26 protein-coding genes are annotated in these 23,516 nt (G+C 72.5%); 15 read left to right on the forward strand and 11 right to left on the reverse strand.

Going from position 1 to position 23,516, the window contains the following annotated elements:
- Positions 1–104: 104 nt before the first annotated feature.
- Positions 105–1,328 carry a CaiB/BaiF CoA-transferase family protein gene (locus AB0F77_RS35855; RefSeq protein ID WP_361956534.1) on the forward strand — a complete coding sequence of 408 codons (1,224 nt, stop codon included), beginning with the start codon at positions 105–107 and terminating at the stop codon, positions 1,326–1,328.
- Positions 1,325–2,248 carry a hydroxymethylglutaryl-CoA lyase gene (locus AB0F77_RS35860; RefSeq protein ID WP_361956537.1) on the forward strand — a complete coding sequence of 308 codons (924 nt, stop codon included), beginning with the start codon at positions 1,325–1,327 and terminating at the stop codon, positions 2,246–2,248. Before AB0F77_RS35855 ends, AB0F77_RS35860 begins: the two co-directional genes overlap by 4 nt.
- Positions 2,249–2,320: 72 nt before the next feature.
- Here the strand turns inward: AB0F77_RS35860 and AB0F77_RS35865 are convergent, their stop codons facing one another.
- Positions 2,321–3,103 (reverse strand): IclR family transcriptional regulator, encoded by a 783-nt coding sequence (locus AB0F77_RS35865; protein WP_361956540.1) that lies wholly within the window; start codon positions 3,101–3,103, stop codon positions 2,321–2,323.
- 144 nt (positions 3,104–3,247) lie between these two features.
- Between AB0F77_RS35865 and AB0F77_RS35870 the strand changes: the two genes are divergently transcribed.
- Positions 3,248–4,648: an MFS transporter gene (locus AB0F77_RS35870; RefSeq protein ID WP_361956543.1), complete on the forward strand. Its 1,401-nt coding sequence runs from the start codon at positions 3,248–3,250 to the stop codon at positions 4,646–4,648.
- A gap of 67 nt (positions 4,649–4,715) precedes the next feature.
- Here the strand turns inward: AB0F77_RS35870 and AB0F77_RS35875 are convergent, their stop codons facing one another.
- Positions 4,716–5,597 carry a helix-turn-helix domain-containing protein gene (locus tag AB0F77_RS35875; RefSeq protein WP_361956546.1) on the reverse strand — a complete coding sequence of 294 codons (882 nt, stop codon included), beginning with the start codon at positions 5,595–5,597 and terminating at the stop codon, positions 4,716–4,718.
- Positions 5,598–5,744: 147 nt separating this feature from the next.
- On the opposite strand from AB0F77_RS35875, the gene AB0F77_RS35880 reads away from it, so the two are divergent.
- Positions 5,745–6,533: an SDR family oxidoreductase gene (locus AB0F77_RS35880; protein ID WP_361956549.1), complete on the forward strand. Its 789-nt coding sequence runs from the start codon at positions 5,745–5,747 to the stop codon at positions 6,531–6,533.
- A 26-nt stretch (positions 6,534–6,559) separates the two neighbouring features.
- Entirely contained in the window at positions 6,560–6,778 is a 219-nt protein-coding gene (locus AB0F77_RS35885) for a tautomerase family protein (RefSeq protein WP_361956552.1), read from the forward strand.
- An 87-nt stretch (positions 6,779–6,865) separates the two neighbouring features.
- Here AB0F77_RS35885 and AB0F77_RS35890 read toward each other — a convergent pair whose 3' ends face one another.
- Positions 6,866–7,045, reverse strand: a complete 180-nt coding sequence (locus tag AB0F77_RS35890; protein WP_361956555.1) for a hypothetical protein — start codon at positions 7,043–7,045, stop codon at positions 6,866–6,868.
- A gap of 148 nt (positions 7,046–7,193) precedes the next feature.
- Between AB0F77_RS35890 and AB0F77_RS35895 the strand changes: the two genes are divergently transcribed.
- Positions 7,194–7,418, forward strand: coding sequence for a hypothetical protein (locus AB0F77_RS35895; RefSeq protein WP_361956558.1), 225 nt, complete (start codon positions 7,194–7,196; stop codon positions 7,416–7,418).
- Positions 7,419–7,440: 22 nt separating this feature from the next.
- Here the strand turns inward: AB0F77_RS35895 and AB0F77_RS35900 are convergent, their stop codons facing one another.
- Together AB0F77_RS35900 and AB0F77_RS35905 are read right to left on the reverse strand one after the other, a co-directional pair.
- A complete protein-coding gene (locus tag AB0F77_RS35900; RefSeq protein ID WP_361956561.1) occupies positions 7,441–8,073 on the reverse strand; it encodes an XRE family transcriptional regulator in 633 nt (210 codons plus the stop codon).
- A gap of 88 nt (positions 8,074–8,161) precedes the next feature.
- Complete coding sequence (locus AB0F77_RS35905; protein WP_361956564.1) at positions 8,162–8,806, reverse strand: TetR/AcrR family transcriptional regulator; 645 nt, start codon at positions 8,804–8,806, stop codon at positions 8,162–8,164.
- Between the two features lie 59 nt (positions 8,807–8,865).
- Here AB0F77_RS35905 and AB0F77_RS35910 point away from each other — a divergent pair, with 59 nt between their 5' ends.
- Both AB0F77_RS35910 and AB0F77_RS35915 read left to right on the forward strand, forming a co-directional pair.
- Positions 8,866–9,732: a class I SAM-dependent methyltransferase gene (locus tag AB0F77_RS35910; protein WP_361956568.1), complete on the forward strand. Its 867-nt coding sequence runs from the start codon at positions 8,866–8,868 to the stop codon at positions 9,730–9,732.
- Positions 9,733–9,827: 95 nt separating this feature from the next.
- A complete protein-coding gene (locus AB0F77_RS35915; RefSeq protein ID WP_361956571.1) occupies positions 9,828–10,922 on the forward strand; it encodes a glutamate--cysteine ligase in 1,095 nt (364 codons plus the stop codon).
- A 75-nt stretch (positions 10,923–10,997) separates the two neighbouring features.
- Here the strand turns inward: AB0F77_RS35915 and AB0F77_RS35920 are convergent, their stop codons facing one another.
- Positions 10,998–12,968, reverse strand: a complete 1,971-nt coding sequence (locus AB0F77_RS35920; RefSeq protein WP_361956574.1) for a phosphocholine-specific phospholipase C — start codon at positions 12,966–12,968, stop codon at positions 10,998–11,000.
- A gap of 30 nt (positions 12,969–12,998) precedes the next feature.
- A complete protein-coding gene (locus AB0F77_RS35925; RefSeq protein ID WP_361956577.1) occupies positions 12,999–14,768 on the reverse strand; it encodes a hypothetical protein in 1,770 nt (589 codons plus the stop codon).
- Between the two features lie 444 nt (positions 14,769–15,212).
- Here AB0F77_RS35925 and AB0F77_RS35930 point away from each other — a divergent pair, with 444 nt between their 5' ends.
- From AB0F77_RS35930 to AB0F77_RS35945, 4 genes are all read left to right on the forward strand, one after another.
- The gene (locus tag AB0F77_RS35930) at positions 15,213–16,247 is read left to right on the forward strand and encodes a YihY/virulence factor BrkB family protein (protein ID WP_361956663.1); all 1,035 of its coding nucleotides are present in this window, start codon (positions 15,213–15,215) and stop codon (positions 16,245–16,247) included.
- A gap of 195 nt (positions 16,248–16,442) precedes the next feature.
- Positions 16,443–16,814, forward strand: coding sequence for a phage holin family protein (locus AB0F77_RS35935; protein WP_361956580.1), 372 nt, complete (start codon positions 16,443–16,445; stop codon positions 16,812–16,814).
- A complete protein-coding gene (locus tag AB0F77_RS35940) occupies positions 16,811–17,257 on the forward strand; it encodes a DUF3618 domain-containing protein (protein ID WP_361956582.1) in 447 nt (148 codons plus the stop codon). Before AB0F77_RS35935 ends, AB0F77_RS35940 begins: the two co-directional genes overlap by 4 nt.
- Positions 17,258–17,265: 8 nt before the next feature.
- The gene (locus AB0F77_RS35945) at positions 17,266–17,532 is read left to right on the forward strand and encodes a DUF4235 domain-containing protein (RefSeq protein ID WP_361956666.1); all 267 of its coding nucleotides are present in this window, start codon (positions 17,266–17,268) and stop codon (positions 17,530–17,532) included.
- A 108-nt stretch (positions 17,533–17,640) separates the two neighbouring features.
- On the opposite strand, the gene AB0F77_RS35950 is transcribed toward AB0F77_RS35945, so the two are convergent.
- Together AB0F77_RS35950 and AB0F77_RS35955 are read right to left on the reverse strand one after the other, a co-directional pair.
- Positions 17,641–18,555 (reverse strand): UTP--glucose-1-phosphate uridylyltransferase, encoded by a 915-nt coding sequence (locus AB0F77_RS35950; RefSeq protein WP_361956585.1) that lies wholly within the window; start codon positions 18,553–18,555, stop codon positions 17,641–17,643.
- A 110-nt stretch (positions 18,556–18,665) separates the two neighbouring features.
- Complete coding sequence (locus AB0F77_RS35955) at positions 18,666–19,841, reverse strand: cytochrome P450 (RefSeq protein WP_361956588.1); 1,176 nt, start codon at positions 19,839–19,841, stop codon at positions 18,666–18,668.
- A gap of 150 nt (positions 19,842–19,991) precedes the next feature.
- On the opposite strand from AB0F77_RS35955, the gene AB0F77_RS35960 reads away from it, so the two are divergent.
- Positions 19,992–20,438, forward strand: coding sequence for a MarR family transcriptional regulator (locus tag AB0F77_RS35960; protein ID WP_361956591.1), 447 nt, complete (start codon positions 19,992–19,994; stop codon positions 20,436–20,438).
- The gene (locus AB0F77_RS35965) at positions 20,431–21,825 is read left to right on the forward strand and encodes an MFS transporter (protein ID WP_361956594.1); all 1,395 of its coding nucleotides are present in this window, start codon (positions 20,431–20,433) and stop codon (positions 21,823–21,825) included. The genes AB0F77_RS35960 and AB0F77_RS35965 overlap by 8 nt, the downstream gene beginning before the upstream one ends.
- Here AB0F77_RS35965 and AB0F77_RS35970 read toward each other — a convergent pair.
- A complete protein-coding gene (locus AB0F77_RS35970; protein ID WP_361956597.1) occupies positions 21,818–22,144 on the reverse strand; it encodes a nuclear transport factor 2 family protein in 327 nt (108 codons plus the stop codon). The two genes, AB0F77_RS35965 and AB0F77_RS35970, sit on opposite strands and share 8 nt — an antisense overlap.
- Here AB0F77_RS35970 and AB0F77_RS35975 point away from each other — a divergent pair.
- A complete protein-coding gene (locus tag AB0F77_RS35975; RefSeq protein ID WP_361956600.1) occupies positions 22,143–22,361 on the forward strand; it encodes a hypothetical protein in 219 nt (72 codons plus the stop codon). The two genes, AB0F77_RS35970 and AB0F77_RS35975, sit on opposite strands and share 2 nt — an antisense overlap.
- A gap of 71 nt (positions 22,362–22,432) precedes the next feature.
- Here AB0F77_RS35975 and AB0F77_RS35980 read toward each other — a convergent pair whose 3' ends face one another.
- On the reverse strand, positions 22,433–23,434 hold the full coding sequence (locus AB0F77_RS35980) for an aldo/keto reductase (RefSeq protein WP_361956603.1): 1,002 nt from the start codon (positions 23,432–23,434) through the stop codon (positions 22,433–22,435).
- Positions 23,435–23,516 lie beyond the last annotated feature (82 nt).

Here is a 23,516-nt window from a genome sequence, read left to right on the forward strand (position 1 = left end):
CCGACCGCCTCCTGTCCGCTGTGTGGACGCGGGTTGACCCATCTCCCCTCACACTCACATCATGAGTGGTGTACTCGTATTGTGAGCGCGAGAGGGTGTGAGAGATGGACAAGGAACGTTCCCCCGGTTCCGGCAGCCCCCTGGCCGGGCTTCATGTCCTTGAGCTCGGCAACTTCATCGCGGCGCCGTCCGCCGGAAGGCTGCTCGCGGACTTCGGGGCGGATGTGGTCAAGGTCGAACGGCCGGGCGCCGGCGACGAGTTGAGGCGCTGGCGGCTGCACGGCGGGGACACCTCGCTGCTGTTCCGGGTGATGAACCGCAACAAGCGGTCGGTCACCCTCGACCTGGGCTCCGACGAGGGCCGGGCGCTCTGCCTCGACCTGGTCCGCTCCTGCGACGTCGTCCTGGAGAACTTCCGCCCCGGCACCCTGGAGCGCTGGGGACTGGGCCCCGAGGCGATGCGCGCGGCCAACCCCGGGGTGGTCCTCGTACGGATCTCGGGATACGGCCAGAGCGGGCCGTACCGCGACCGGCCGGGCTTCGGCGGCGTCGCCGAGGCGATGGGCGGGCTGCGGAACCTGACCGGCTACCCGGACCGGGCGCCGACCCGCGTCGGCATCAGCATCGCCGACCAGATCGCCGGTCTGTACGCGGTGATCGGCGCCCTCATGGCACTGCGCCGACGTGCCCACGACGGCCGCGGCGACACCGTGGACGTGGCGCTCTACGAGGGCGTCTACTCACTGATGGAGTCCCTGGTCCCGGACTTCGACGCGTTCGGCGTCGAACGGGAGCGCACCGGCAGCGCCCTGCCCGGCGTGGTGCCCTCCAACACCTACCGCTGCGCCGACGGCCGCTACGCCGTGATCAGCGGCAACGGCGACGCCATCTACCGGCGGCTGATGCGGCTGGTCGGCCGCCCCGACCTGGCCGACGACCCCGCGCTCGCGGACAACGCGGGACGCGTGGCCCGGGCCACCGAGCTCGACGAAGCGATCGGCTCCTGGACCGCGTCGCTGACCTGCGCCGACGTACTGCGGGCGCTGGAGGGTGCCGCGGTGCCCTCGGGTCCCATCTACACCGCGGCCGACATCCTCGACGACCCCCACTACCGGGCCCGCGGCATGCACGAGCGGCACACGGTCGCGGTGGCCGCCGACGAGAAGGCGGAGGTGGTCTTCCCCGGTGTCGTGCCCCGGTTCGAGGGCGGTCCGGGCGCCACCCGGTGGCTCGGCCCCGACCTCGGCGAGCACACCGGCGAGGTCCTGTCCGCGCTCGGTGTCGGCGAGGACCGGCAGGCGTGGCTGCGCGCCCGGGGGGTGCTGTGACGACGAACCCGGTCGAGCAGGTGCTCATCACCGACGTCCTGCTGCGCGACGGCTTCCAGATCGAGCCCCTCACGGTGCCCACGACGCACAAGGTCCACCTCGCGCACGGCCTGATCGAGGCCGGTCTGACCTCCCTCGAGGTCGGGGCCTTCGTCCATCCGGAGAAGGTGCCGCAGATGGCGGACACGGACGAGCTCGTGGCCGCGCTGCGGCCGGGGAGCACGGACGTCGCCCTGCACACGCTGGTCCTCAACGAGCGCGGTGCCCGGCGGGCGCTCGCCGCCGGAGCCCGGCACGTGCGTCTCGTCGTCTCCGCGAGCGACGGACACAGCCGGGCGAACGCCGGAGCGGACAGCGCGGCGGCGCTGGACCGGCTGGAGCCCTGCGCCCGGCTGTTGAGCGAGCGGGGGGTGCGTGTCGAGGCGTCGGTGGCGACCGCCTTCGTCTGCCCCTACGACGGCCCGACGCCGCCCCGTCGTGTCGTGGCCGTCGCGCGCCGGTTCGCCGGGATGGGCGCGCGGGTGGTCCATCTCGCCGACACGATCGGCGCGGCGAGCCCCGCACACGTCCGGCGCACGGTCTCGGCCGTGCGCGACGCCCTGCCCGACCTGTCGCTCGGGCTGCATCTGCACAACACGTACGGCATGGCGTCCGCCAACGCGTGGGAGGGCGTCCAGCTGGGTGTGCGCCGGTTCGACGCCTCGCTCGGCGGCATCGGGGGCTGCCCGTTCGCGCCGGGCGCGGCGGGCAACATCGCCACCGACGACCTGGTGAACCTGTTCCACAACGTGGGCATCGCCACCGGGGTGGACGGCGGGAAGCTGGTGGCGGTGCGGGACCAGCTGCACGCCCTGCTCGGCAGGAGGCTGGACTCCGCGCTGTCCGCGGTGCCGGCCGCGCCCGTGCCGCTGCTCGTGTGAGACGGGGGGGACGGGGGGGACACGGGGGCGGCGGGGCGTCCGGCGGCGGACGCCCCGCCGGGGTCCGTGCGGTCAGCGGACCCCCGGCCGGTAGCCGAGCCGACGGGAGGCGTCCTCCGCCGCGGCCACCACCTTGGGCGCGATGTCGCCGACGTCGGCGGGCGTCAGCCGCTGGGTCGGCGCGCCGATGCCGAGCACGGCGACCAGTTCGCCGGTGAGGCCGAAGACCGGGGCGCTGACCGAGGCAGCGCCCAGATCACGTTCCTCGAAGGAGGCCGCGTACCCGAGCTTGCGGATCTCCTCCAGCTGCTCGTCGAGCAGGTCGATGTCGACGATGGTCCGCGCCGTGTGCCGGCTCAGACCGTGGCCGACGGCCGCCGACCGGGCCAGCGGGTCGTACGCCATGAACACCTTGCCCGCGGAGCCCGCGTGCAGGGCCATCACCATGCCCACCATGAACAGACGCATCACCACGTGGTGGGTGTCCGCGATGGACACCACCGTGCGGTGGGCGCCGTCGCGCACGTACAGGCACGCCGTCTCGCCGGTGGCGTCCCTCAGGTCCTGCAAGGCGGGCCTGGTCAGGCGCACCATGTCCAGGCCGAACGTGCCGGGCGCCGCCCAGCGCACCAGCCCGAGGCCGATGCGGTAGCCCTCCTCGTCCCGGTCGAGGAAACCCTCACGGACCAGGTTGTGCACCAGCCGCTGACAGGTGCTCGCGGGCAGGCCCGTCTTCCTGGTGACCTGCTGGAGCGTCAGACAGGGCTCCGCGATGGTGAAGCACTCCAGCACCTGGCGGAACTTCTGCAGCACCAGGATCGGTGGCACCCCGCCGCCCTTGTCGCCCGCACTCACCACTGCGCTCCTCTCCCCGGGTCCCTCGACGGACTTTGCCCAACCCGTAGCAACCGACCCGTTGACGTGAGGCCACCGCACCCCCAGCATGAGTCGCGCAACCACATCGTGAGTTCATTACTCACCATACACTCTGGAGGGCGCGTGAAGGACATCTCGGTCGCCGCCAGGCTCGATCGTCTCCCCCTGACCCGGATGCATCTCATGGCCGTCCTCGTGGTCGGCCTCGGCATGTTCTTCGATCTGTACGAGGTGTTCCTCGCGGGCACGGTCAGCACCGCGCTCAAGGACGACTTCCACGTCAGTGACGGCCAGCTCAAACCGCTGCTGGCCTCCGCGTTCGTCGGCGCCTTCATCGGCGCGGTCGTCATGTCCCGCGTCGCCGACCGCCTGGGCCGACGCCGGGCGTTCTATCTGACCCTGGCCGTCTACTCGTTCTTCTCGGTCCTGGCCGCGTTCAGCCCGAACGTCGAGATGCTCATCGTCTGCCGCTTCCTGGCGGGTCTCGGCATCGGCGGTGAACTGCCGCTGTGCGACGCCTACTTGTCGGACCTGCTGCCGGCACGGCACCGCGGGCGGCTCATCGGCTGGGCCTACACGGTGGGCTTCTGCGGTGTGCCCCTCGCGGGCTTCCTCGCGCTGAACATCGTGCCGCACTCCTACGCGGGCGTCGACGGATGGCGCTGGATGTTCGTGATCGGCGGACTCGGCGCGGCGCTGTGCTGGGTGCTGCGCCGCGGGCTCCCCGAGTCGCCGCGCTGGCTGGAGGCGGTGGGCCGGCACGAGGAGGCCGACCGCGTCGTGCGCGCCTTCGAGACGTCGGCCCACCTGCAGAGCCCGGCGCCGGCGGTACCCGGACCCACCGCCGCACCCCCCGAGAAGGCCGCGCTGCGGGAACTGCTCGTGCCGCCGTGGCGCACCCGCACGCTGATGCTGGCCGTCTTCCAGATCCTCCAGGTCTTCGGCTACTACGGCTTCGGCACGCTGGCCCCGCTCGTCCTCGCGAGCAAGGGCTACGACATCGTGCACAGCCTGACCTTCAGCTCCCTGTCCTTCGTCGGGTACCCGATCGGCTCCCTGCTGTCGGTGCCCATCCTGGAGAGGATCGAGCGCAAGACGCTCATCATGCTGGCGGCGTTCGGCATGCTGGCGTTCGGTCTGGGCTTCGGCTACGCGCACGGCACCGCGGCGATCGTCACCCTCGGCTTCTGCTACACCCTGGTGAGCAACCTCTTCTCCAACGCCTACCACGTGTACCAGGGCGAACTCTTCCCCACGCGGCTGCGGGCCACCGGCGCGGGCAACGCCTACTCGCTCAGCCGTCTCGCCACCGCGGTCATGCCGTACGTCCTCCTCCCCCTGCTCCTCGACCACGGTGCCAACGCCGTCTTCGTCTTCATCGCCTGTGCGATGGCGGCCGTGATCGTCGACATCGGTCTCCTCGGTCCGCGCACGACCGGCCGTTCGCTGGAGGAACTGACCTCCGTCGGCGCGGTGCCCGCGGGCGCCGCGGACGTCCCGGTCGACGCGACGCACGACCGCTGACACCGTCCCGCGGTGCGCCGCCCCGGCCGGTTCACGGCCGGGGCGCGCCGGTGGTACGCGGGCGGGCTCAGGGGCGGTTTCCCCGGGGCGCGGGATCAGGGTCGTGGTCGGGGTCGAGGTCGAGGTCCTGGAGTCCGATGACCGAGAGCAGTTCGAGCTGTTCGACGGCCTCCGTGCCGGGCGGCGCGGTGAACCACAGGAGGCGCTGCTGCTCGTCCTCGCTCACCAGGGTGAGGCAGTTGAGGTCGAGCAGGCCGAGCTGGGGGTGCACGATGCGTTTACGGTCCCGGCGCCGCACGGCGACCTCCTGCTGCTCCCACAGCCGGGCGAACTCCTCGCTGTAGCGCAGCAGGTTGCCGACGAGGGCGGTGACGTCCGCGTCGTGACCCCGCCGGCCCACGACGGTCCGCAGGTCGGCGACGAGGACCCGGGCGTGGTGGGCGTGCTCGGTGTCGGGGTAGATCCGGCGGCAGTCCGGCTCGGTGAACCAGCGGTAGAGGAAGCTCGCCCGCGGTCCCCGGTCCTCGGTCAGGGGGCCGAGCAGGGCACGGGCGAGCGGGTTCTGCACGAGGGTGACGTGCAGGTCGGTGATGACCATGGCCGGTGTCGTGCCGAGCCGGTCGAGCAGGTCCAGCATGCCGGGCTGTACGTGGGCGGCGGCTCCGGTGGCGCTGGGCAGTGGCCGTCCGGCGAGGCGGAAGAGGTAGTCGCGCTCGTCGTGGGTGAGCCGCAGCGCGCGGGAGAGGGCGGCGAGCATCTGCTCGGAGGGCTGGGCCAGACCCCGTTCGAGCTGGGTGTAGTAGTCCGTCGAGGCGCCCGCCAGATGGGCGACCTCGTCCCGGCGCAGTCCCGGCACCCGGCGGCGGGACCCGGCCACCAGGCCGACGTCCCGGGGCCGCACCCGATCGCGGCGGTTGCGGAGGAAGACGGCCAGGGCGTTGAGGTCCATACACCCAGTATTCGCGGTCGTGCCACCGCGAGACAGGTGACGTCATCCCCTGGGTAAGTGCCGCCACCCTCGCGGGGCGGATCGGGCCGAGCATGGGGAACGGGACGCCGTCGCCGGCGTCCCGCACCGCACGAGGGAAGGAAACCCATGTCCACGACTGCTCCCAGGATCGCGCTGGTGACCGGCGGCAACCGGGGTCTCGGACGCGCCGTCGCCGAGGCGCTCGCGGCCGACGGCACCGACGTCGTCCTCACCTACCGCTCCCACGAGGACGAGGCGAAGGAGGTCGTCGACGCGGTGGCGGCGCTCGGCCGGCGGGCCCGGGCGGTCCAGCTCGACACCACGCGGGCCGGGTCCTTCGCCGCGTTCGCCGACACCCTGCGCGAGACGCTGCGCGCCGAGTGGGACCGCGAGAGCTTCGACATCCTGGTCAACAACGCCGGGTTCTCGGGCAGCACCCTGCTCGGCTCGACCGACGAGGAGACCGTCGACCAGCTCTTCGCGGTGCACTACAAGGGCGTCTACCTGCTCACCCAGGCGCTGGCCACCGCGCCCGGGGGCAGCGCGCCGCTGCTGGCCGACGGGGGCCGGGTGGTCAACATCTCGTCCGGACTCGCCCGGTTCGTGACGGCGCCGTACGCCGTCTACGCGTCGATGAAGGGCGCGATCGAGGTGCTGACGCGGTACTGGGCCGTCGAACTCGGCAAGCGCGGCATCAGCGTCAACACCGTCGCGCCCGGCCCGGTCGCCACCGACTTCGCGGGCGGCTACCTGCGGGACAGCCAGGACGCGCAGCGCGTGTTCACCGATCTGACCGCGCTGGGCCGGGTCGCCCGGGCCGAGGACATCGGCCCCGCCGTCGCGGCGGTCGTGCGGGACGGCGCGGGCTGGATCACCGGGCAGCGGATCGAGGCCAGCGGCGGCTTCCGCCTCTGACGTCCGCCACACCAAGGAGGGTCATCATGCCGTTCGCCAACTTCAAGGTGCCCGCGGGCACCTTGAGCGCGGAGCAGAAGAAGCAGATCGTCGAGCGCACGACCGACCTCTACGCCGAGATCTACGGCGAGGCCGCGCGCCCCAACACCCTTGTCGTCGTCGAGGAGGTCGTCGACGGCGGCTGGGGCTTCGGCGGCACCGTCCTCACCGCGGCGATGCTGAACGGGGAGGCCGACGGCCACTGACGCCCGGCGGCGTTCCACCGCCGGTGGCAGAAGGCCGACGCCGCCGAGCCGGTCCCCGCACCCGGGGGCCGGCTCGGTCGTCCGTGCCTACTGTCCGCCGTCCGTCCGCCGGGACTCCACCACCCTTCCCCGTACGAGGACGGCAAGGGTGCTGCGTGCCTCGCGCCGTACCGTACGGCGCGGGGCGAAGGTCGCGGTGAGAGCGAGGATCGAGACCGTACCGCCGTAGCACACGGCGACGATCGTGGAGAGGAGCCCGACCGACATCGGGCACGCACCTTTCTTCCCCCGTCCGGCCCGCCCGGCTCAGGGCACGGGACGGGCGTCGATGCGTTTCCCCTTCACCATACGGGTTCCGTCAAGCCCGCCCCCGGGCCCGGATGCGGGTCGGGACTCGGCGTCCGATGCTGGGGACATGGTCAGGAAGCATCCCGTCGTGGTGTCCCGGCCGTCGCCGAGCGGCGGCCGGAGGGTGCGGGTGGACGGGGAGATCCTGGGGTTGGCGTACGGCCTGCGGGACGTCGAGGAGTTCCTGCGCAGGGCGGGTCTTGAGGACGTCGACGCGGCGACGTCGGAGCTGATCGAGTGGAAGGGCGGCGGCCCCCACGTGTGGTCGGTGGGCCAGCGGGGTCCGGTCTGAGGGCTCCGACGGAGGGGAGGCGTCACGGGAGCGGGTGATGGGGCCCGGGGTGGGCGCCGTCCCGGGGCGGTTCCTGCACGATCGACCACACGGCCTCCGCGTCCTCGGTGGCGGAGGCGTTGGCGAGCCGGTGCGGCACCGTCCCCAGATAGGTGATCGAGTCGCCCTGCTCCAGCACGTGGACCTGGTCCCCGAGTTCGACGCGCAGCCTGCCGAGCGTGACGGTCCCGCCCTCCCAGCCCGGGTGGCTGAGCCATTCGCCGTCGGGGCTGGACGTGCCGCCGGGGCGCCAGCGCGAGCGGAAGAGGTCGAAACCGGGGATGGCGCCGGTGGTGAGCGGGTCGTAGCTGACGCCGCCGTCGAGGGTCATCGGCCCGCGGTCCGCGGCGCGCACCACACGCACCGAGCCGTCGCGGTCGGCGGGCAGGTCGGCGTCCGCGAAGAGCGCGCCGAGGGACACGCCGAGGATCTCGCATATGACCGGCAGCCGGTCGACGGACGGCCGGGTCAGCCCTCGTTCGATCTGGGACAGGGCGCTCGCCGACACCCCCATGCTCCCGGCCATCGACCGCAGGGACAGCCCCCGGGCCTCGCGCAGACGGCGGATACGGGTGCCGAGTTCGGGCTCGGGCCGGTCGTTCCCAGGCTCGCTCACCGAGCGATCGTACACGATCCGTTAAGCACCACTTGACACAATTGCCCGACCGGCCGGCGTCCGCGGTTCGGGCTCTCCCGGGTCCGGTTCACGCCGGGGAGCCGGGTGGCGTGAGTGGTGTCACCAGTGCGGCGACCAGGCGGCGGATCAACCGGGCCCGGTCGGCGGGTCCGGTGCCGCCGTGCATCAGGAGGTGGTGGACCGTTCCCGTGAGGGCGAGGGCCAGCATGGCGCAGTCGGCGTCCGTGGCGATCCTGCCGAGCCGCCGCTCGGCCTCCAGATAGCGGGCCATCGCGTCCTCGACCGCGCCCGGCCCCGGGGCGCCCCCGGCCCATGCGCGCCGTACCCGCTCGGTGACCCCGTGCCGGGACAGCGCCGCCACGGCGATCTCCGGGCCGTTCGCGCCCAGCAGGGCGAGTGCCGCGGCGGTCAGGTTCTCCCGCACGTCACCGCGCCCCGCCCGCTCGGGCAGCGGGCGGACCTCGGCGGCGATGTGCTCGAAGCGGTCCAGGACGAGTTGTGCGACGAAGTCGTCCAGGTCGGCGAAGTGGTTATACAGCAGTCCCTTCGCGCAGCCCGCCTCCTCGGTGACGGCGCGGTTGGTCAGCCCGGCCGGCCCTTCCCTGGCGAGTACCCGCTCGGCCGCGGCGAACAGCCGCTCCCGGACGTCGGGGATCGCTACGCCGCGCGGTGACATCGGGTCCTCCGGATCGGGGCTTGCCGGTATGGGCATCCGCCCATACTTTGGGTATGGGCGGATGCCCATACTAGCTCTCCGACAGGAGTGATCCCATGCGTGAGCTCGTCAACACCGCACAGTTCGAGGCGTGGAACGGCGACGAGGGCCGGCACTGGAGCGACCGCCACGACCGCTGGAACGCGGTGAACGAGGGCTTCAACCGGCCCCTCCTCGCGGCGGCCGCGATCGGTCCCGAGGACCGTGTGCTCGACATCGGCTGCGGCGTCGGCCAGACCAGCCGACTGGCCGCCAGGGCCGCCGTCCGGGGCTCGGTCCTGGGCCTGGACCTGTCCGCCCCGATGCTCACCAGGGCCCGCGCCCTGGCCGCCGATGAGGGCCTGGCACACCTCGCCTTCGAGCAGGGCGACGCCCAGGTCCACCCCCTCCCGACCGGCGCCTTCGACGTGGCGATCAGCCGCTTCGGCATCATGTTCTTCGCCGATCCGGTCGCCGCGTTCGGCAACATCGGCAAGGCCCTGCGCCCCGGCGGCCGTCTCGCCTTCGTCTGCATGTCGGACCCCGCCCGCTCCGAGTGGGTGCGGGTCTACGGCGCGGTCCGCGCCGCCCTGCCCCTCCCTCCGCAGGAGGCCGCCGCCCCCGACGGCCCGGGCATGTTCTCCCTCTCCGACCCCTCGGTGATCCACCGCGTCCTCGACACGGCGGGCTTCGACGACGTGCGCGCCGAACCCGTCGAAGCCATGGGCAACTTCGGCCGGAACCCCGGTGACGCCGCCGACCACCTGCTCGGCTCCGGCCCCGGCCGGCACCTCCTGGAACTCCTCGCCTCCGCCGACGACGGCGACGGCGACGGCGCCGACCAGGCACGCACCGCGCTCTCCGCCGCCCTGACCGCGTACGAGCGCCCCACCGGCGTCCACCTGCGCACGGCCGCCTGGCTGGTCACCGCCACCAGCCGCTGAACACACCGGCACCGGCCCCGTTTGGGACGTCGCGTTCGCGGCACTTGTTCTCTACAACCCGCGCGGAGCGAGCGGACTGGACAGTGGGGTCGTCGATGGTGACAGTCGGTGTCGAAGAGGAGTACCTGCTGATCGATCCGGCCACGGGCCGACTGACGGCGCGCGGGGAGAAGGTCCGGGCCTCGGCCGGGCTGAAGCCGTACGTCACCGGCGAGGAGATCCAGTCGGAGCTGCTGCGGGCACAGGTCGAGGTGGCCACACCGGTGTGCGGGACGCCGGCGGAGGTGGGCGGCCACCTGCTGCGCCTGCGGCACGCCGTGGCCGGCGCGGCGGAGACGCACGGTTGCCGGATCATGGCGTCCGGCACCGCGCTGGTGCGGGAGGAGACCCCCATCTCCGTCACCGACAAGGCGCGTTACCGGGCCGTGCAGCGGCAGGCTCCCCAACTGGTGGCGGAACAGCGGGTCAACGGCATGCACGTCCATGTCGGCGTGCCCGACCGCCGTTCGGGGGTGGAGGCGCTGAACCGGGTGCGGGTGTGGCTGCCGGTGCTGACCGCGATGGGGGCCAACTCACCGCTGTGGGAGGGGAACGACACCGGGTTCGCCAGTTGGCGCACCGTCGTCTTCAACCGCTGGCCGGTCAGCGGTGTCCCCCCGTTCTTCGCGGACGAGGAGGACTACGACCGGCGGGTACGGATGCTGCTGTCCACCCAGGTCATCGACGACACCGGCCAGTTGTACTGGCAGGCCCGGCTGTCGGAGCGCTATCCCACCCTCGAGGTCCGCTGTCTGGACGTCCAGCCGCACGCCGACGACGCGGTGATGTTCGCCGGTCTGGTGCGGGCCCTGGTGAGCACGGCGGTGCGCGAGGCCGCGGCGGGCGTACCGGCGGCGCGGCCGGACCCGGAACTCGTGGAGGTGGCGATGTGGCAGGCCGCCCGGCACGGGCTGGGCGCCGACCTGATCGGCCCGGACGGCCGGCGCTACCGTGCGGGGGACCTGGTGGGCCGGCTGCTCGACCACGTCGGGGCCGAGTTGCGGGCCACCGGTGACACCCGGGAGGTGACCTCCCTGGTGCACCGCCTGATGCGGCGGGGCACGGGAGCGGACCGGCAGCGCGCGGCCCTGGCCGACGGTGGCCTGCCGGCCGTCGTCGACCTGGTCACCGACGTCCGCGGCGCGCTCTGACCGCGTCGGGCAGGGGCCGCGGACCGGGCGCACCCCGGCCCGCGGCCTCCCGCGTGGCTCATCCCCCGGTGTGGCTCATCCCACGTGCACGGTTCCCGCGTACCGCTGGGCGAAGCGGGTGCCGCTGCCCGCGGTGACGGTGACGTCGTAGCGCCCCTCGTCGGTGCGCCACGTCAGCCGGGTGCGGTCGCCCGCCCCGACCCACACGGTCTGTTCCTTGCCGGCGAAGTCGTTCGGCGTGAGCGTGAAGGCCACCTCGGTGCCGCCGTCGTTGCGCAGGTCGAACTCGACCGTCGTGTTCTCCGCCCGCCCGGAGCTCCGCGGGGCCGCCGTCACCGTCGGCACCGCCACGTCGTCCTGCGGCTCGCGGACGACCGTCCCGGAGAAGCGGCGGACGAACCCGTCGGCGCCGTACACCGAGAAGTCGTAGCGGCCGTCGGTGGCCGAGGCGTCCCAGACGTAGGTGCGCGACGCGTGCGCCGGGACCGTGAACGGCGTGCCGGTGAAGGGCAGGGCGACGTTCGGCAGCACGGTGAAGTGGTAGCCCACACCGCCGTCGTTGGTGAGTGTGCAGGTGACCTTGCCGGTGACGCGGTCGACCCGCACGTCCGCCCAGGGCCGGTACGGGAGCGGGCGGTGCGGGCGCTCGCCCTCCTCCTGCTCCGGCATGGACTGCTGCGTGGGGACCTTGACGCCGGGCAGGGAGCTGCCGGCGTCGGCCTTCGCCATGAGCGCGACCGTGTCGGGGAGCGCCGGGACGCTGTAGTCGGGCCTGGTGAAGTCGAAGCAGCTGGTGAGGTCGCCGCAGACGGTGCGCCGCCAGTCGGAGATGTTGGGCTCCCCGACACCGGTGACGCGTTCCAGGAAGCGCAGCACCGATGTGTGGTCGAAGACCTGGGAGTTGACCCAGCCGCCGCGCGACCACGGCGACACCACCCACAGCGGCACCCGGCTGCCGAGGCCGATGGGCTTGCCGTTCGCGAACTCGTCCTTGGTGCCCGGCTCCGGGAACGGCGGGATGACGTGGTCGAAGTAGCCGTCGTTCTCGTCGTACATGAGGAGGAACACGGTGTGCTTCCACACGTCGGGGTTGGAGAACAGTGACCGCAACGCGGTGTCGACCCAGTGGGCGCCGTAGTCGGGGCTGGCCGCGGGGTGTTCGCAGAACAGGTACGGCGCCACCAGCCAGGACACCGTGGGCAGGGTGCCGTCCTTGCAGTGCCGGTCGAACGCCGTGAGGTCGAACTTCGTCATGGCGTTGACGTAGCGCGGGTCGTCCTTCGGGAACGCGTGGAACTGCTTGAAGTACGACAGCGCGTTGTCGTCGTAGTCGCCGTAACGGTCGTCCGAGCCATCGGGGTTGTGGTAGACGCGCCAGCTGACGCCGGCCTTCTCCAGGCGCTCGGCGTAGGTGGTCCAGTCGGCGACCGGGTTGCCCGTGACCGGGGTGTTGTCGGTCCACGGGCCGGTGGTGCCGTCGACGCCGGGGCCGGCCGTACCGGTCCACAGGTAGAGGCGGTTGGGGTCGGTGGGGCCGTTCAGCGAGCAGAAGTAGCCGTCGCAGAGGGTGAAGGCGTCGGCCAGGGCGTACTGGTAGGGGATGTCCTCGCGGGTGAAGTAGCCCATGGTGCGCTCGCCCTTGGCGGCGACCCACTTGTCCATGGCGCCGCCGCCCACGGCCGTGTGGCCGGTGTCCCAGTCGTGCGGGAGTCCGCCCGCGTTCTGGGCGTTGTACCGGGTGGTGTCCATCCGGAAGGGCAGGAGGTGGCCGTCCTGGCGTCCGCGGTCGGGCTGGCGGAACACGGAGTCGCCGCTCGCGAGGACGCTCGCCTGGCGGTCGCCGAAGCCGCGTACGCCGCCGAGGGTGCCGAAGTAGTGGTCGAAGCTGCGGTTCTCCTGCATCAGGATCACGACGTGCCTGACGTCGGCGATGCTGCCGTGCCGGGGGTCGCGTCCCGCGGCCTCGGCGGTGCCGGGGAGCCCGGCGGCGACGGCGGCCCCGGCCGCGGTGGTGCCTATGAAGGTGCGGCGGCTGATCTCAGTCATGGGAGCAAGGTCCTTAGGGTCGTTCGGGGGTCAGCCGCGGGCGGGCAGGGAGAACGTGACGACGGCGGCCGCGTGGTCGGAGGGCCAGCCGTTGGCGGAGGTGTCCGGCACCGGGCGGGGCCAGCCGGTGGAGAGGCTGTGGGCCTCCAGCACCTTCAGCCGTCCCGCGTACTGGATCTGGTCGATCCGGTCCTGGGGCTCCTCGCCGCCGCCCTCGTGCTGCGGTCTGACGGGGGACCAGGTGGTGCCGGGCTCCTTCGCCGGGTTGGGGTGGGCGTCGCGGTAGGCGTCGACGAGACCGGCCTGCTCCAGGGTCTCGGTGACCGGCCAGCGGACCCGGCCCACTCCCCCGTGCGCGGACGCGGTCCGGCTCGTCCAGTCGAGGTGCGACGGCGAGGCGAGGCCGGCGGCCAGCACGACGGGGGTGCGGGAGGCGATGTCCGGGCGCAGCGCGGCGGCCAGCGCCCGTGCCTGGCGGTAGCGGACCGTCCCCTTCTCCGCCGACTCGACCTGTGCGGCCGTCCGTCCCGCCGACAGCGCGTACGGGCCGTAGTCGGCCTCGTCGAGCTGGGCCGTCCACACGCGCACCGTGCGGCCGGCGGGCAGGTGCAGCGTCGCGGCGGCGGCCGGGAGCGCCCCGGTCGGGGCGAGGGTGTCGGTGAGCGGGTGGCGGCTCACGATGCCGAGACCGCCGGCCTGGTGCGCGTGCCAGCCGAGCACCCCGGCGAGCTTCGTCGCCCCCTCGGCGCCGCACTCCTGGAGGGCGACGACGTCCAGGCCCTGGGTGAGCACCAGTCTCAGCTGCTTCTCCAGGAAGCCGTCGACATGGGTGCCGGCGTCCCAGAGGTTCAGGGTCGCGACCTTGAGGCGGAGCCGGTCCCGGGAGGAGCGTACGGGCACCTGGACGGTGACGGTGTCGCCGCCCACGGCGCTGTCGGTCACGGCGACCGTCACCCGGCCCGGTGTCCGCGGCGCGACGGAGGGGACCCGGCCGCCGACGGTGCCGTCCGCGGCGACCGTCAGCCACGGGTCGCCCGCGACGCGCCGGAAGGTCGCGCCGCCCGCGGCGTTGCCCTCCGGTCTGATCCACAGGCCGCCGAGCCGCACCGTGAAGGACGTGCCCGCGGTCTGCGGGTCGGTGGTCAGGGCGTCCACCACCGCGTGCGGGCGCGGGATCACGGGCCGGACCGCGAAGCTGAACGGCGTGGTGCGGGCCAGGACGCCGTAGCCGTCCTTGGCCAGCAGGTAGGCGGTGTACGGGCCGCCGGTCAGACCCGCGGTGTCGATCGTGATGTCGCCGGCGGCACCGGGGGTGTACTCCCAGGCGAGGGAGGCGCCGTTGCCGGGCACCCGGGCGCCGTCGTAGACACCGACCCAGTTCTTCGGATCGGGCGCGTCCGTCGTCCAGTGGAAGGAGAGCTTGTCGCCCTCGTACGGAGTGGGGGTCGACAGGGTGAGCGAGTCGCCGGTGGGGGCGCCGGCGAAGGTGAACGGCTCGGTCCTGGCGAGGATGCCGTAGCCGTCCTTGGCGAGCAGGTAGGCGGTGTACGGGCCGCCGCCGAGTCCCGAGGTGTCGAGGGTGGTCCGTCCCGAGGTGCCGGTGACGTAGGTCCAGACGAGGGAGCCGCCGCCGGTGCCGGGCAGCCGGTCGCCGTCGTACACGCCGATCCAGTTCTTCGGATCGGGCGCGTCCGTCGCCCAGGTGAAGGTCAGCTCGTCCCCGCGCTGCGGGGGCGTCGTGGAGGCGACGGTGATGCTGCTCCCGGACGCGGCCTGTGAGACCTGTGAGAGGGGTGGCATGGTGATGGATCCTCTCCGTCCCGGGTACCGGCGTGGCGGGACCCGGGCCAGCAAAGTTGTCTATATAACTTCGCTCCCAGCAAGCCGTTCCACGGCGACGCGACCATGAACGACGGGTTGCCGCCGTTCGGGAAACAGACGGAAAATTGAAGATCCCGTGGACTGGCCGAGCGGCCGCACGGCACCGTCGGCATGCACTGTGAACTGGTCCGATGTGCGATCTACGCGCATGGTGCGGCTCGCCGGGGCCGCCTGAAGACGATCCTTTCCAGCCAGGGACTCCGTCCTGCGCGCACCCTCCCGCTCCCGGACCGCTCGCACCGTGCTGTGCACACGGACACCGTTCCCGGAGGCCGTCGGCCACCCCGGGAACACCCCCGGGCGCCCGGTCCCGGAAGGGGTGAACGCGCCGTTTGCGGTTACTCGCGGAGCATGGCGAAGCTCATGGAACCGGGACGCGGACACGGCGACGGGGACGGGGACGGGACGGAAGGTCCCGGTCCGGACGCGGAAGTCGAGCGGAACGCGCCGGACGCGCCCACGGACATGCCGCGGAAGTCGTGGACCGCCGTGCTGCGCGGCACGTTCAAGGAGTTCCAGCAGGACGAACTGACCGACCGCGCGGCGGCCCTGACGTACTACGGCATCCTGTCGCTGTTCCCCGCGGTGCTGGTCCTGATCTCACTGCTGGGGATCATCGGGCATTCGGCCACCCGGGCCGTGATGGACAACATCGAGAAGCTGGCCCCCGGGCCCACGCGCGACGTGATGCGCAACGCGGTGCAGCAGTTGCAGGGCCACGCGGGCGTCGGCTCCGTCATGGCGGTCGTCGGACTGGTGCTGGCCGTGTGGTCGGCGTCCGGCTACGTCGCCGCGTTCATCCGCACCTCCAACGCCGTCTACGACGTGCCGGAGGGCCGCCCCATGTGGAAGGTGCTGCCGCTGCGGCTGGGGCTGACCGTCGTGCTGATGGTCCTCGCGGTGGTCAGCGCCCTGATCGTGGTGTTCACCGGCCCGCTGGCCCGGCGGGCCGGTGACGTCCTGGGCATCGGCGACACCGCGCTGGCCGTCTGGTCGATCGCGAAGTGGCCGGTCCTGATCGTCCTGGTCGTGCTGATGATCGCGATTCTCTACTGGGCCAGCCCCAACGCAAAGGTGCGCGGCTTCAAGTGGATCACGCCGGGCAGCTTCCTCGCCCTGCTCATCTGGCTGATCGCCTCCGCCGGATTCGCGTTCTACGTGGCCCACTTCGCCTCGTACAACAAGACGTACGGCACCTTCGCCGGAGTGATCATCTCGCTGGTGTGGCTGTGGATCACCAACATCGCGATCCTGCTCGGCCTGGAGTTCGACGCCGAGACCGCACGTCAGCGCGCCGTCGCGGGTGGCCTGCCGCCGCGGGAGGAGCCGTACGTCGAGCCGCGCGACACCCGCGCCTGGGACGAGGAGGACCGGGCGCGCCTGGAGGAGCACGGCTGATCCTTTCCGGTCGACCGACCTGAAACGGTCGGTCCGGGGTACTCGCGCCAACAGCACGGCAACCGGGACGCCGCACGGCGGACCCGAGCAGAGGAACGACGGCGGTACGGACGGGAGGTGATCGTCGTGTCGAGCACGCAGCAGCACCACCGCCCCGCGCCCGGCCCACAGCCACGGAGCCCGGCCCAGGAGCCCGTGAGCGAGCTGGTGCAGCGGGCCTCACAGCAGCTGACGGAGCTGGTGCGCGGCGAACTGCGCCTGGCACAGGCGGAGATGAAGGAGAAGGGCCGGCGCTACGGCAAGGGCGGCGGACTGTACGGAGGCGCCGGACTGGCCGGCTTCCTCACGCTGCAGGCGCTGGTCGCCGCCGCGATCGCCGGGCTGGCGGTGCCGCTGCCGGTCTGGGCGGCCGCACTGATCGTCACCGGAGTGCTCGCGGTGATCGCCGCCGTCCTGGCCGCCTGCGCCAGGAGGCAGGTCCACCGGGCGGCGCCGCCGACGCCGCGCCAGACGATCGAGAACGTGAAGGCCGACGTGGCCGAGATCAAGGGGAGTGCACACCGATGAGCAAGCCGTCGCACGACGAGCAGACCGCCGCCGGCCCGGAGGAACTGAGCCGTCAGGTCGAGAGGACCCGCGCCGAACTGGGCGACACGGTCGGGGCGCTCGCGGCCAGGACCGACGTCAGGGCACGTGCCCAGGAGAAGGCCGCCGAGGCCAGGGAGCAGGCCGCGGCCAAGGCCGGTGAGCTGAGGGCGAGGGCGGCGGGACTGGCGCATCAGGCGCAGGACAAGCTGGCCGACCCGGTCAAGGACAAGGCCGCCCACGCCGCCGAGGGCGCCCGGGTGAAGGCGGCACGGGCCGGGAAGCTGTGGGAGGAGAAGGCGCCCGATCCGATCCGGAGGACGACGGCGCTGGGACTGCGGCTGGTCCGCGGCAACCCCAGGGTGCTGCTCGGGGTGGCGGGCGTGGGCGCCGTGGTGTGGCTGGCCTGCCGCCGCAAGGGGTGAGGCGTGTGGTGAAGCCGTCGAAGATCGTCTACAAGCCGATCGGCATGGCGCTGGGCGCGGTCAGCGGCATGGCCGCCGGTGCGGCGTTCAAACAGGCGTGGAAGGTCCTCGGCCACGAGGAGGACGCTCCGGACGCCACCGACGAGGACCGCACCTGGCGGGAGATCCTGCTGGCCGCGGCCCTGCAGGGGGCGATCTTCGCCGCGGTCAAGGCCGCCGTCGACCGGGCGGGCGCCACGGCGACCCGCGGTCTGACCGGCACCTGGCCGGGGTGAGCGACACCCGGCCCGGCCGGGCCGGGCGGGGGTCCCGGACGGCCGGGCCGTCCGTGCGGAGGGGTGCCGGTGCGCGTACCGGCACCCCTCCCCCGCGAGCGCGGGCGGTCAGTCGGTGGAGTCGAGGCGGCGGACCAGGTCGCGCAGGACGGGACCGTAGGCGGGGTCGGCGAGGGCGTGGGCCATCTGGGCCACGAGGTAGTCGGCCGGGTTGCCGGTGTCGTACCACGTCCCCTGGATGACCTGCCCGTAGACGGCGCGGCTGGCGGCGTAGGCGTTGATGGCGTCGGTCAGATAGACCTCGCCGGGCGCCTCGCCCCGCTTCGCCGCCTCGTGCCAGCGACGGGTCTGCTCGCGCAGTTCGTCGACGATGCCCGGGGTGATGACGTAACCGCCGATGGCCGCGTACGACGAGGGGGCGTCCTCGGGCTTCGGCTTCTCCATGAGCCCCGTGATCCGCAGCTGTCCGTCGCCGAGGTCCTCCTTGACGATGGGGACGCCGTAGCGCTGGGACTCGGCGGGGTCCATCGGCAGCAGGGCCAGCACCGGGCAGCCGGTCTGCTCGTAGGCGCGGATCAGCTGCTGGGCGCGCGGTGTCTCGGCGACGAAGACGTCGTCCGGCCACAGGACGAGGACGGGCTCGTCGCCGAAGCTGCGGGCGGCGTTGAGGACCGGGGTGCCGTTGCCGTACGGGCCGTGCTGGTCGAGGTAGGTGATGTGGCCCCGGCGGGCCAGCTCGGCCACCTCCTCCACGGCGTCGGCGTACGCGGTCTTGCCGTCGGCCCGCAGCTGGGAGACGAGTGCCGGATTGGGCCGGAAGTGGTCCTGGATGAGGGACTTGCCTCCGGAGACGACGATGGTGATGTCGGTGATCCCGGAGTCCACCAGCTCCCGCACGGTGTGCTCCACGACGGGTTTGTCGCCGACCGGGAGCATCTCCTTCGGGATCGCCTTGGTCAGGGGAAGCAGACGGGAGCCTAGTCCGGCGGCGGGGATCACGGCCCTGCGGATCGTCGGGGGCATCAGGTCTCTCTCGGTCGGGGGGTGGTGTTCCGGGCGGCCGGAACGGAACACGACGACGCTACCAACGCGTTCCCCGGCCGAGCGCGGCGGGCATGCTTCTCGGCCGCCCGTCAGGCGGGGTCGTCCCATCGGACGTGCAGGGTCGGCGGCTTGCGGAAGACCAGGCCGTGGGGGACGGCGGGGTGGTCCGGGTCGAGGCGCAGGCCGGGCAGGTGGTCGAGCAGGTGCCGGAGGGCGACGCGGGCCTCCAGCCGGGCGAGGTGTGCGGCGAGGCAGTAGTGCGGGCCGTGGGCGAAGGCGAGTTGGAGCCGGGCGCTCTCGCGGCGGACGTCGAAGCGGTCGGGGTCGGAGTGGACGGCCGGGTCCCGGTTGGCGCCCGCCAGGGAGACGGTGACCAGGTCGCCGCGGCGGATCGCCGCCGGACCGAGGACGATGTCGCGCGTGGCGTAGCGGTCCACGACCATGGCGCCGGGTTCGAGGCGCAGGGACTCCTCGATCGCGCCGTCCAGCAGGCCGATGTCGGCGCGGACCAGGGCGAGTTGGCCGGGGTGCCGCAGCAGGTGCAGCAGCGCGTTGACGATCAGCGCCTCGGTGGTCTCGATGCCTCCGAACATCAGGACGGCGGCGTTGGAGGCGACTTCGGACAGTGTGAGCCGTTCGGCGGCGGAGACCAGGAGCGAGGTGTCACCGCGTTCGGCGACGGTGGTCTCGACGGCCGACCGCAGTTCGGCGTACGCGGCGGCGCCGGCGGGTGCGGGGCGCTGTCCTGCGGTGATGTCCGAGACCGCGCGCACGATGGAGTCGTACCAGGAGAGCACCGTGGCCGCGGGGGTGTCGACGAGTCCGAGCGCCCTGGTCACGACGGTCACCGCGAGCGGTCCCGCGAAGGAGCGGCGCAGGTCGGCGGCGCCCGCGGGTGCGAGCACGGTGACGAGCCGGTCGGTCTCCTCCTCGATGAACGAGGCGAAGCCGTCGTGCACCTGCCGGGGGCGGAAGGGATCGGTGAAGGGCTCGCGGTGGCGGGCGTGCGCGTCGCCGTCCAGGGAGAGCATGCTCGGTCCGACGATCCGCGCGGTGGAGAAGCGGGGGTCGTCGACGGTGAAGGCCGCCGCGTCCCGCATCACCTCCAGGGCCAGGTCGCGCCGGGTCACGAGCCAGCCGTCGAGTTCGGGCAGCCAGGACACGGGCTCGTGCGCACGCAGCAGCGCCAGCCGCGGATGCGGGTCCGCGGCGAGTTCGGCGAGGGTCGTCGCGGCGCCGAGGGGGAAGGAGTCGACGCGGTTCATCGCGTTCTCGGGACAGCCAGGGGGAAAGCGATCACGGTCAAGGCTAACAATCCGGCCTCCGGCTCCGATGCCGCGCTCCCCCGGTCCGTGGACCAGCAAGCTATACAGTCCAAGCTGGACAGTTTTAACTGTAGAAGTTACGGTCGGGGCATGAGCGAGAAACCGAGCCCGTCCCCCTCGGCGGTGCAGGCGTCGCGCGACGTCCGGGCTGTCATCAGCCGTCTGCGGCGCCGCATCCTGAACGCCTCCGAGGCCGAGGACATCACCTTGGGCCAGGCGTCCGTCCTGGCACGGCTCTCCGACGAGGGGGGTGTCACGGCCAGTCAGCTCGCCTCCGTCGAGGGGGTGCGCCACCAGTCGATGACGGCCACGGTCACCCAGCTCGCCTCGATGGGGCTGCTGGAGCGCAGCCCCGACCCGGAGGACGGGCGGCGCCTGCTGATCACGCTGACCGCGGAGGGCCACCGCCGGGTCGAGCAGGGTCGGCAGGCCCGCACGGAGTGGCTGGCCGGCCGTCTGCAGGACAGGTGCACGGAGGAAGAACGCCGGACCGTGATCGCCGCCATGGCCGTACTGGAACGGCTGACCCGTGACTGACGCGAGGACAGGCCCGGAGGCGAAGACGGACGCGCCGGGTTTCGACCGGCGGCTGCTCCCGGCGATGATGCTGGGCTCGGTCCTGAACCCGATCAACTCGACGATCATCTCGGTCGCCCTGGTCCCCATCGGCAGGGCGCTGGGCGCACCCGCCTCGCAGACCGCGTGGCTGGTCTCCGCCCTCTATCTGGCCACCTCGCTCGGGCAGCCGGTGGTGGGACGGCTCATCGACGTCTTCGGACCGCGCCGGCTCTTCCTGCTCAGCACCGGCCTCGTCGGTGTCGCGGGTGTCGTCGGCGCCCTGGCACCGGACCTGGGGGTGCTGATCGCCGCGCGCGTCCTGCTCGGGTTCGGCACCTGCGCCGGTTATCCCTCCGCGATGGCGCTGCTGCGCAGCGAGGCCGAGCGCACCGGCCGGGACAGTCCCGGCGGGGTGCTGACGGCTCTCGCGGTGGCCAACCAGACCGTCGCCGTCGTCGGCCCGCTGCTGGGCGGGCTGCTGATCGCCGTGGGCGGCTGGCGTGCCACCTTCGCGCTGAACGTGCCGCTGGCCGTCGCGGCCGTACTGCTGGGGCTGTGGCGGCTGCCCAAGGCCGCCGGGACCGGTGACTCCCCCCGGCGCGGGCACCTGGCCGCCCGGATCGACCTGCCCGGCATGGCGCTGTTCGCCGCGATGCTGATAGCCCTGCTGCTGTTCCTGATGAACCTGCACCTGCGCAACTGGTACCTGCCGGTGATCGTCGCCGCCGCCGGAATCGCCTTCACGGTGCGGGAGTTGCGGGCCGCCACCCCCTTCATCGACGTACGGGTGCTCGGCGGCAACCGACCGCTCCTGGCGACCTACGGGCGCGCGCTCGTCGCCTACGTCGTCGCCTACGCCTTCCTCTACGGCTTCAACCAGTGGACCGAGGAGGGCTACGGGCTGACGCCCTTCCACGCCGGGCTGGTGCAGATCCCCATGTTCCTGCTGGCGATCGGCGTCTCGATCGTCTCCGGGCGGCGCCCGGGCGTCCGCGCGAAACTGCTCGTGGGCGCGGTCGGGCAGATCGTCGCCTGTCTGGTGATGCTGACGCTCACGGGGACGAGCCCGCTGTGGGTGCTGCTCCTCGTCGCCCTGGTCTTCGGCGTCCCGCAGGGCCTGAACAACCTGGCCCTCCAGAACTCCGTCTACTTCCAGGCCGATCCGGAGCGCACCGCCTCGTCGGCCGGACTGCTGCGCACCTTCGCCTACGTCGGCTCGATGGTCGCCTCCTCCGCGACCGCCGCGTCCTTCGGGCAGCACGCCGACACCGGCGGCATGCACCGACTCGCCTGGGTCATGCTCGGCGCCGGTGTGCTCTACCTCCTCCTGACGGTCTTCGACCGCACACTCGGCCGGTCTAGCTGATCCGCAGGCTCGCGATCAGTCCGTCCCGGAGGACGAACGTCATCGGGCCGGTGCCGTTGTGGCCGTTGCCCGAGACCGTGAGGGTCACCACATAGGTGTCGTCGGCGGTGCGCTCGGCGCCCTCGATGTCGAAGTGCGCCTGGACGCCGATGTTGTCGGTGCCGTTCCAGCTGCGCACCCCGTCCCGGCCGTGGAACTCCCGGCCCCAGTCGTTGAGATACGCGTCGGTGGTGAACGCGGCCACGAAGGCGTCGGTGTCGCCCTTGTTGGTCGCGTCGACGAACGCGCGGACGGCGGCGGGAATCTCGATGTCCGTCATGGTGACGACTCCTGGTTCTCACGGTGTCGAGCGGGTCCGCCCGGGGCGCGCGGTCCTCGACGAGATGAACGAACACGGTGGCCGGGGGAATTCCGGCCCGGGGCCGGGGTGGCACCGACCGACGGCTTCGGGGGGCGAGCGCACCTTCGACAAGGCCCTCGGTGTCCCGGCCCAGCAGGGCAGCACGGTCATCAACGGCGTCAGGGCCGGCGACTGACCGGTACGGCGGATGCCCGATCCGCGGGCGGATCGGGCATCGGGGGCCGTGGGCCGGGTACGACCCGGGCGTCAGCCCAGTGGCGGGGTGACGCCGTTGGACCAGTTCTGGTCCATCAGCACCTCGCGTTCACCGACCACCTCGAGGGCGTTGAGGCGGGTCAGCTCGGCGGCGGTCAGCTCCAACTCGGCGGCGCGGGTGTTCTCCTCCAGGCGGGAGGCGTGGAGGGTGCCGGGGATGGGGACGACGTCGGGTGCCTGGGCCAGCAGCCAGGCGAGGGCGACCTGTCCGGGGGCGGCGCCGTGGGCGTGGGCGATCTCCCGGACGACCTCGACGGCGGCGAGGTTCGCGTCGAAGGCCTCGCGGGCGAAGCGGGGCATGAGGCGGCGGTAGTCGTTCTCGGGCAGGTCGTCGAAGGACTTGATGGTGCCGGTGAGCATGCCGCGGCCCAGCGGGCTGTAGGGGACGACGCCGATGCCCAGCTCGCGGGTGACGGGGACGATCTCCGTCTCGATGTCGCGGGACCACAGGGACCACTCGGTCTGGATCGCGGTGATCGGGTGGACGGCGTGCGCGCGGCGGATCGTGTCGGGGGCGGCCTCGCTGAGGCCGAGGTGGCGGACCTTGCCCTCGGCGACGAGTTCGGCCATTGCGCCGACCGTCTCCTCGATCGGGACGGTGGGGTCCATGCGGTGGTAGTAGTACAGCTCGACGTGGTCGGTGCGCAGCAGGGTGAGCGAGCGCTCGATGCGCTCGCGCACATACTCGGGGCGGCCGTTCATCAGCGGGGGCTCGTCGCCGCCGCTGGCGCGGACGATGCCGAACTTGGTGGCGAGGACCACCTGGTCGCGGCGGCCGCCGAGGGCCTTGCCGATCCGTTCCTCGCTGTCGCCGTAGAGGTCGGCGGTGTCGATCATCGTCGCGCCGAGTTCGATCGCGCGGCCGATGAGGGCGTCGGCGGTGTCGTCCTTGACGTCCCCCTGGGCCTGACCGTAGGGCCGGGCGAAGCTCATCGCGCCGTAGCCGACGGCCCCGACCGTCAGCTCACCGAGCTTGCGCTGCGGAATGGTCATGGAGCATTTCCTCACACTGGATCGTTTGCGCAAGGGATGTCCCCACGCGGGGACAACACTACGTCCACAGTCGTGGACATAC

Origin of the sequence: Streptomyces sp. NPDC026672 (assembly GCF_040638185.1) — a bacterium.
Lineage (GTDB): Bacteria > Actinomycetota > Actinomycetes > Streptomycetales > Streptomycetaceae > Streptomyces.